The sequence below is a fragment of the Nocardia sp. NPDC051911 genome (genome assembly GCF_040681035.1).
Taxonomy (GTDB): domain Bacteria; phylum Actinomycetota; class Actinomycetes; order Mycobacteriales; family Mycobacteriaceae; genus Nocardia; species Nocardia sichangensis.
Genome location: NZ_JBFAXY010000017.1, coordinates 119,470 through 127,802 on the forward strand (window position 1 = coordinate 119,470; position 8,333 = coordinate 127,802).

Annotated in this window: 5 protein-coding genes; all 5 read left to right on the plus strand. The window is 68.4% G+C overall.

Going from position 1 to position 8,333, the window contains the following annotated elements; genetic code table 11:
- Positions 1–73: 73 nt before the first annotated feature.
- The 5 genes from AB0L97_RS21950 to AB0L97_RS21970 all read left to right on the plus strand — a co-directional run bounded on the left by AB0L97_RS21950 (position 74) and on the right by AB0L97_RS21970 (position 8,125).
- Complete coding sequence (locus AB0L97_RS21950) at positions 74–1,441, plus strand: wax ester/triacylglycerol synthase family O-acyltransferase (RefSeq protein WP_364432367.1); 1,368 nt, start codon at positions 74–76, stop codon at positions 1,439–1,441.
- A 187-nt stretch (positions 1,442–1,628) separates the two neighbouring features.
- The gene (locus tag AB0L97_RS21955) at positions 1,629–2,081 is read left to right on the plus strand and encodes a pyridoxamine 5'-phosphate oxidase family protein (protein ID WP_355075549.1); all 453 of its coding nucleotides are present in this window, start codon (positions 1,629–1,631) and stop codon (positions 2,079–2,081) included.
- 314 nt (positions 2,082–2,395) lie between these two features.
- Positions 2,396–4,036, plus strand: coding sequence for an MFS transporter (locus AB0L97_RS21960; RefSeq protein ID WP_364432370.1), 1,641 nt, complete (start codon positions 2,396–2,398; stop codon positions 4,034–4,036).
- 156 nt (positions 4,037–4,192) lie between these two features.
- A complete protein-coding gene (locus AB0L97_RS21965; RefSeq protein ID WP_364432373.1) occupies positions 4,193–5,095 on the plus strand; it encodes a universal stress protein in 903 nt (300 codons plus the stop codon).
- Between the two features lie 213 nt (positions 5,096–5,308).
- The gene (locus AB0L97_RS21970; protein WP_364432375.1) at positions 5,309–8,125 is read left to right on the plus strand and encodes a cation-transporting P-type ATPase; all 2,817 of its coding nucleotides are present in this window, start codon (positions 5,309–5,311) and stop codon (positions 8,123–8,125) included.
- The last annotated feature ends 208 nt before the right edge of the window (positions 8,126–8,333 follow it).

Consider the following 8,333-nt stretch of genomic DNA (forward strand, 5'->3'; position numbering starts at 1 on the left):
GACCTTCGGCCATCATCTGAACCGACGCTTCGCGCGATGCTGGAGAGACGAAGCGACTCGAATGAGCATCCCCATGACAGAACTACGACCCCTCGATTCCGGCTTCATGGAACTGGAGGACTCCGACCGGCATATCAGTCTCGGCATCGGCGCGGTGGCGATCATCTCCGGTGCCCCACCGAGCAGGTCCGAGCTGAGCGGCGTAGTCGCCAAGGGCGTGCAGCGGAACGCGCGCTTGCGCCAGAAGGTGCGGCGGGCGCCGCTCGACCTGGCCACGCCGGTGTGGGAGGACGACCCCAATTTCGATCTCGCACACCATATTCGGTGGACCGCACTGCCCGCGCCGGGTGACGAGGCCGCGTTGTGCGAATTGGTGGCGACGGAACTCGAGGAGCGACTCGATCGCGACCATCCGCTGTGGCAGTGCGTCGTCGTCGAACACCTCGCGGCGGACCGCTGGGCACTGCTGGTCAAAGCGCATCACAGTCTGGTGGACGGCGTATCCGGCATCTCGGTGTTTCGAAGTTTCTGCGATGCCGTGGCCGAGGAGCCGAACGATCCGGTGACCGAGCCACCGAGCCGTACCGAGGTGCGCCGGCCGGATCTGGTTCGAGAACTGTCGCGGCTACCCGTCGTCGTGCCGCGGTCGGTGGTCGCCATGACGCGCGGTCTGGCGCCGCTGCTGTCCGCCGTCGTGTCGCCGGCCACCGAGTGCTCGCTGAACGGCCCCATCGGACGCCAGCGCCGGTATGTCGTGGCCCGGGCCGCCCTGTCGGATGTCCATGAGATCGGCGCGGTGTTCGGCGTCACGGTCAACGATGTCGTCCTTGCCGCGGTCGCCGCCGCTTATCGTGAACTGTTGGTCGGCCGCGACGAACGGCCGTCTCCGGACAAACTGCGTATCCTCGTCCCGATCTCCATGCGCTCCGAACAAGCGAAATACACACTGGACAACCGAGTTTCGGCGGTGCTGCCGTTCCTGCCGATCGAGGTCGCCGACCCGGTGGAGCGGCTGAGGGCGATCCGGGAACGGATGAACCGGCACAAGTCGGGAGGCGAAGCGCAGGCGGAGAAATCGGTGCTCGCGCTGGCGGGCTTGCTGCCGTTCGCGCCCCTGGCGTGGAGTCTTCGTCTGCTGGCACGGTTTCCGCAACGAACCGTGGGGGCGCTGGTGACGAATGTGCCCGGCCCGCGTGAACAGCTGACCGTGCGCGGGCGTGTGGTGTCGGAACTTCTGCCTGCCATGCCGATCGCCATGCGGTTGCGCACGGCGGTCGCGGTCCTCAGTTACGCGGGCCACCTGACCTTCGGTATCACCGGAGACTATGACACCGCTCCCGATATCGCCGTGCTCGCCGAAGGCATCGAGCGGGAGATCCGGCGGCTGCGGGAGCGGGCCGGGATCCGGCGAGCGTCCCGGCCCGAGGAGATCCGACCGTGACGCGCCTTCACGGCGGTGCGGCCCGAGCCGCCGGGACCGGCTGCGCGAAGAGGACGGATCGGGGACTTTCTGCCCTGTCCGGCAGTAGGACTCGGTGATGATATGGGAGGCCGTGGTGTCGAGTGAAGACCGGAGAGCGAAGTTGTTGCCAGGTGGATGCACGCGCGATGTGCCCCGGCCCGAGATCATGATCGCCTCGAACGGCCGTGTCGCTGACCGCGGCGTAGCGGGCCGCACAATGGTCGAGATCGACCGCGAGGAGGCGCTGCGGCTGCTGGCCGGCGTCGCCTACGGACGCGTGGTGTTCACTCGCGACGCACTGCCCGCGATTCGCCCGGTCAACCATTTCGTCGACGGCGGTGTGGTCATCGTGCGTACCCGGGTCACCTCACGGCTCACCGACACCGTTCGTGCCGATCCGTCCGTCGTCGTGGCGTACGAGGCCGACGACATCGACGCGGTGAGCCATGTGGGCTGGTCGGTCGTCGTGACCGGTCTCGCGCGTACGGTCACCGACCCCGAACGGATCGCGCGCTATACGCGGCTGCTGCGCCCGTGGGCCGATGGGCTCATGGACACCGTCATCGCTATCGAACCCACGATCGTGACCGGTGTCAGACTGCTCGGCGAGCAGGGATAGGTCGCCGTAGCGAAGCGCAACGGGTCGGTGACCCGAAGCCGGTCACCGCGAGCAATTGCGGGTCCGCGGTGGACGTCTGTGATCAAATGAGGTGGATGTTGCGGCGTTCCCTTCCGACCTTCGGCGGTCGTCCGACGGCGGGGGCGCGTGGCCGATTCGGCCACCGGACCAGAACACCAGGCAGGTGGCCCGGCAAGTCGCCCGCCGACAGATCGCCGTCGCCAGGGCGCTGCTCGGTTCCGGCACGGCGACCGCCGCCGTAGCCGAGTGGCTCGGGCCCCGGCTCTCGGCCGAGACCGGGACGGAACCGAGACATGAGCATCGAGAGTTCTTCGGTATCGCAGGCCAGGCCGAACTCCGTTCTGGTACTGGGTGTACTGGCTGCGGGCCAATTCCTGATGACGCTCGACAGCTCGGTGATGAACGTGTCGATGGCGACCGTGGCCCAGGACGTCGGTACGACGATCACCGGAATCCAAACCGCGATCACCCTCTACACGTTGGTGATGGCGACGCTGATGCTGACCGGCGGGAAGGTGGGCTCCATCCTGGGCCGTCGCCGGGCGTTCGGCCTCGGGCTGGTGATCTACGGCGCCGGTTCCTGCACCACCGGCCTGGCGCCGAATCTGCCGGTTCTGCTGTTGGGTTGGTCGCTGCTCGAGGGGATCGGAGCGGCTCTGATCATGCCCGCGATCGTGTCCCTGGTCGCGGCGAACTTCGCGCCGGAACGCCGCGCGGCGGCCTATGGATTGGTGGCGGCGGCCGGCGCGATGGCGGTCGCGGTGGGGCCGCTGCTCGGCGGCGCGGTGACGACATACGCGTCCTGGCGGTACGTGTTCTTCGGCGAGGTCGTGATCGTCGTACTGATCCTACTGGTGCTCCGCAGGATCGAGGACGCCCCCGCGGAGCAGGTACGGCTCGATCTGGTGGGCTCGCTGCTGTCGGTGGCCGGTCTCGGCATGGTCGTCTTCGGCGTCCTGCGGTCGAGCACGTGGGGCTGGGTGCGGGTGAAGCCGGGCGGTCCCGCCGTGCTCGGGCTCTCCCCGGTCATCTGGCTGCTGATCGCCGGACTGCTGGTCTCGTACCTGTTCCTGCGGTGGCAGACCCATCTGGTCGACACGGGCCGGGAGCCGCTCGTCGATCCGGGATTGCTGCGTAATCGGCAGCTCACCGGCGGTCTGAGCATGTTCTTCGCTCAGTTCACGGTGCAGGCGGGGGTGTTCTTCGCGGTTCCGCTGTTCCTGTCGGTGGTGCTCGAACTCAGCGCCGTGGAAACGGGCGTGCGGATCCTGCCGCTGTCGGTGGCGCTGGTTCTGGCGGCGACGGCGATTCCGAAGTTCCGGCCGCGGGCGAACCCGCGGCGGGTGGTACGGCTGGGGCTGGGCTCGATGATCACCGGCATCCTGATTCTGGTCGCCGGGATGGACCCCGGAGCGAACGCCGGGGTGGTCTCGATTCCGATGCTGCTGATGGGACTCGGACTGGGCGCTCTGGCCTCGCAGTTGGGGGCTGTCACCGTCTCGTCGGTGCCCGATGCGCAGAGCGGCGCGGTCGGCGGGCTGCAGAACACCGTGACCAATCTCGGCGCATCGCTCGGCACCGCCTTGATCGGCTCGGTGCTGATCGCGACCCTGACCTCGTCGGTCGTCGCGGGCATCGAAAGCGATCCCGCGGTTCCCGCGTCGGTGCAGCAGCGGGCGACCACCGAACTCGCGGGCGGCGTGCCGTTCCTGTCCAACACCCAACTAGAGGATGCCCTCCATGCCGCCGGAGTGCAGCAGTCCACCGCGGACGCCGTCATAGCCGTCAACACCGAGGCGCGGCTGGAAGCCTTGCGGGTGGCGTTGGCCGTGACTGCCCTGCTCGCCATCGCGCCGCTGTTCGCCACCGGCAGGTTGCCACTGCGGCCGGCCGCGCGGAGCCGGGATGACCCGGCCGAGACCGACGAATCGTAGAAGCAGCCTTCGGCAGAGGTCCGACGGCCCGCCCGGTGAATGACCTTCGTCTCTGCCGCCTTCGTGGGGGACGCGAGATGCTCGATGCCGATGGCAGCGGCGGCGCGGACGACCGAGGGGATGCCTGCGGCGCCGCTCTCGACGGAGGGAATCTTCATGACCACCGAAAGCACCTCGCGCGAAACGAATCTCGCCTTTCCCATCTTGGCGGCCGTCGACGGCTCGGCCAGCTCGTACCAGGCGGTCGCTTGGGCGGCGGTCGAAGCCGCGCTGCATCACCGCTCGCTGCACATCGTCACTTCGATGGCGATCCAGACCGGTTTCGGCCCCGAGATGTCGCTCGGAGAAGCCGATCTGGAATGGTTGCGCGCCGACGGCGAGCGCATCCTCACGGAGGCGGCGCGGGTGGCGCGCACGGCGGTGCCGGGCGCCGAACCCGCCATCACCACCGAGGTGACTTTCGAACTGATCATTCCCATGCTCATCGAAAGGTCCGCGCGAGCGTGGATGCTGGTGGTGGGCAGTCGCGGGATGGGTGCTTTCCAGCGGGGACTGCTCGGCTCGGTGAGCACCGCGGCCACCCATCACGCGCGGTGCCCGGTCGCGGTGGTCCATGGCATCGCGGCGATCGACGCCGTGTCGGCCCGGCAGCCCGTGCTGGTGGGCGTCGATGGGACCGACAACAGTGTGGCCGCCGTCGAACTGGCGTTCGAGGAGGCGTCACGCCGAAAGGTCGACGTGGTCGCGCTGCACGCGTGGAGCGACACCAGCGGTCCGGACGCACCGGTCCGCGGCTGGGACGGCGCCCGCGAGTCGGCGGAGGCGGTGCTGGCCGAGAGTCTGGCCGGTTGGGCCGATCGCTACCCGGACGTCGCGGTACGTCGCGTCGTCACGGCGGGCCGGCCGGGCCGATCGTTGCTGGACGAGTCGGCGAACGCACAGTTGGTTGTGGTCGGCAGTCACGGCAGAGGAGGGTTCGCCAGCATGCTGCTGGGCTCGACGAGCAACACCCTGCTGCACTCGGTAGAGGTGCCTTTGATCGTCGTTCGAACGCGGTGAAGCTCGTTTTCGAGCCGCGATGACCAGCACTGACCGCGCGTCGGTCGCAGTGCTGTCTCTGTTGGGTCAATCCGGTGTTCCCATCGCTTGCCCGTGGTTGTCTGGATACCTCACTGCGACATCATGGCGATCGGGGCCACGTGCCCGCTCACGTCCGGATCGGGCGCTGGAGAACCTGCCATGCGGTCCCAGCCGAGAAAGGACCAGCGGGACATGGCAACGACGGAATCAGCGCGGGACCGCGTACGTCAGGCCGGCTCGGAGAGGCGACCGGTCTGGTACGCGCAGGACGCGGACGCGGTGCTGGCGGCTCTCGGCTCGGACCGGCAGTCCGGCCTGACCGCACTCGACGTCGAGGAACGGCGAAAGCGATACGGCCCCAACGAGCTCGCCGCGGAACCCGCGCCGTCGGTCTGGGCGATGGCGTTGCTGCAGACGAAGGATCCGATGAACCTGATGCTGCTGGTGGTCACGGTGGTCAGCGTGATCATCGGCGAGATTCCGACGGCGATCGTGGTCGGGGTGCTGGTCGGGCTCAATGTCGTGCTGGGTACCCAGCAGGAGGTCAAGGCGCGGGCCAGCGTCGACGCGCTGGCGAAGATGCAGACGCCGCAGGCGCGGGTTGTGCGCGACGGGTCGCTGACGCGCTGTGCCGCGACCGAGCTCGTGCCGGGCGACATCGTCGAACTGGAGGCAGGCGACATCGTCCCCGCGGACGGCAGGCTGTTGAAATCCACCACCCTCGAGACCCAGGAAGCGGCGCTGACGGGGGAGAGCGCGCCCGTCGCCAAGGACGCCCACACGCTCGGCGCCGCCGACGTCGCCCTGGGCGACCGGGCCGACATGGTCTTCCAGAACACATCGGTGACGCGCGGCACCGCCGCCATGGTGGTCACCGAGACCGGCTCGGACACCGAGATGGGCCGGATCGCGTCGATGCTCTCGGCGGTCGCCCCGAGCAAGTCGCCGTTGCAACGCGAGCTGGATGCGCTGACGAAGGTGCTGGGCGCGATCGCCTGGACGGCGGTGGCGATCATCGTGATCATCGGGGCGATCCGCGGGCAGAGCATCACGGCGGTGCTGTTGCTCGGGATCTCGATGGGCGTGTCGGCGATCCCGACCGGCTTGCCCACATTCGTGCAGGCGATGCTGGCCTACGGGGCGCGCCGGCTGGCCGAGGCCAAGGCCGTCGTCAAGAACCTCACGGATGTCGAGACACTCGGCGCGACGAGCGCCATCAACTCCGACAAGACCGGCACGCTGACGATGAACCAGATGACGGTGCGGTCGCTGTACTTCCACGGCCGGTGGTACACCGTCGAGGGCCAAGGGTACGACAAGTCCGGGGCGATCACCCACGCCGCCGGGCAGGCGGCGCCGGATTTCACCCTGCTGGCCTACGGGCTGTGCCTGGACAGCGACGCCACCGTCGCCGACAGCGGGGAGGTCGTGGGCGATCCGACCGAGGCGGCGCTGGTGGTGCTGGCGGCCAAGCTCGGCGTCGACGCACCCCTGACCCGCCGAACCTACCCCCGGGTCGCCGAAGTGCCGTTCGATTCGGCCTACAAATTCATGGCGACGTTCCACCACCTGGAAGTCGACGGGAGCACCCGCTTCGTCGAATTGGTCAAAGGCGGGCCCGACGTCGTCCTGGACCGGTGCGCGACCGCGTACCGTCCGGGCAGGCGAGCCGTGCCGATCGACGACATGCGGCACGAGATCGCGGCCGCGAATCGCGCCATGTCGGAGAAGGGGTTGCGCGTGCTGGCCTTCGCCGCACGCTTGCTCGACGAGCAGGAGGAAGCCGCCGTTGCCGACCCGATGTCGTTCGTCGGGGAACTCACCTTCGTCGGCATGGTCGGGATCATCGATCCGCTGCGGCGCGAGGCGATCGAGGCGGTGCGCACCGCGCGTGCGGCCGGCATCGAGGTCCGCATGATCACCGGAGATCACGCGATCACCGCGTCCGCGATCGGGGCCGAACTCGGCCTCGGGCCCGGTGCGATCGGCGGCGGCGAACTCCAGGCGATGACCGACGAGCAGTTGTCGGCGGCCCTGCCGAATCTGCACGTGTTCGGGCGGGTCACCCCGCAGGACAAACTGCGGCTGGCCGACCTGATGCAGCGCGGCGGTGACGTGGTGGCCATGACCGGCGACGCGGTCAACGACGCCGCCGCGCTGAAGAAGGCCGATATCGGCGTGGCGATGGGATCGGGCAGCGAAGTCACCAAGCAGGCGGGCAAGATGGTGCTCACCGACGACAACTTCGGGACCCTGATCACCGCGATCCGGCTGGGGCGCGGCATCTACGACAAGATCGTGTCCTATATCCGCTATCAGATGTCCAAGCTGTTCGCGCTGGTGGCGCTGTTCCTCGTCGCCAGCGTCTTCGACATCAACGACGGGGTCGCGCTGACCCCGCTCATGGTGCTGTTCCAGCACTTCTTCATCACCCTGTTCCCGGTCGCCGTGATCATGCTGGATCCGCCGCCGCCGGACCTGATGAACAAGCCGCCCCGCGACCCGGCGAAGCCGATCGCGAACCGGAATTCGTTCGTGCAGTGGCTGGCCTACGGTGCTCTGCAACTGGCCGTGACGCTCGCCGCGATGCTCCTCGCGCCGGGGGAGATGAGCACGACTACGGCGAGTGTCCCGATGACCATGGCGTTCGTGGTGCTGTCGTTCGGTTCCATCCTGAGCGGCCTGGTCATGCGCCGCGACCCGGAGTCCGGTGTCACCGCACCGGTTCTCGGCGCGGTGAAGATCCTGTCGATTCCGGTCGTGGTCACCGTGTTCGCGGTCGAGATCGGCTTCCTGCAGGATCTGCTGATGACGAGGTCGCTGACGGGTGGTCAGTGGCTGGCCTGCCTGGGCTGGTCGCTCGTGGTCCCGATCGTCATCGAAGCAGAGAAGGCGGTGCGACGTCGGCGTCGATCCGGCGCGCCCGCGCCGATCCCCACAATGGCGGCGGTCGGTCCGGGACGGGCGAGTGAACGAGCGGTGCTGCCGGACATCGCGTCGTCCCGGTGATTGTCCATACGCCGGGTCCTGGCCTGCGGCAGGCGACACCACGCCAATTTGCCGAACTCTCCTACCAAGAATTTTTGCGGCCGTATCCGGTGGACCAGCACACGGCTGCGGCGCCGCCCCGATTCCCTTGCGGGCAAAATGTCTTCAGCGTTGTGCCGGTGTGCGTCCGGCGCGGCGGTCGTGCCGATTGCACCGGCATGGTCGCCGA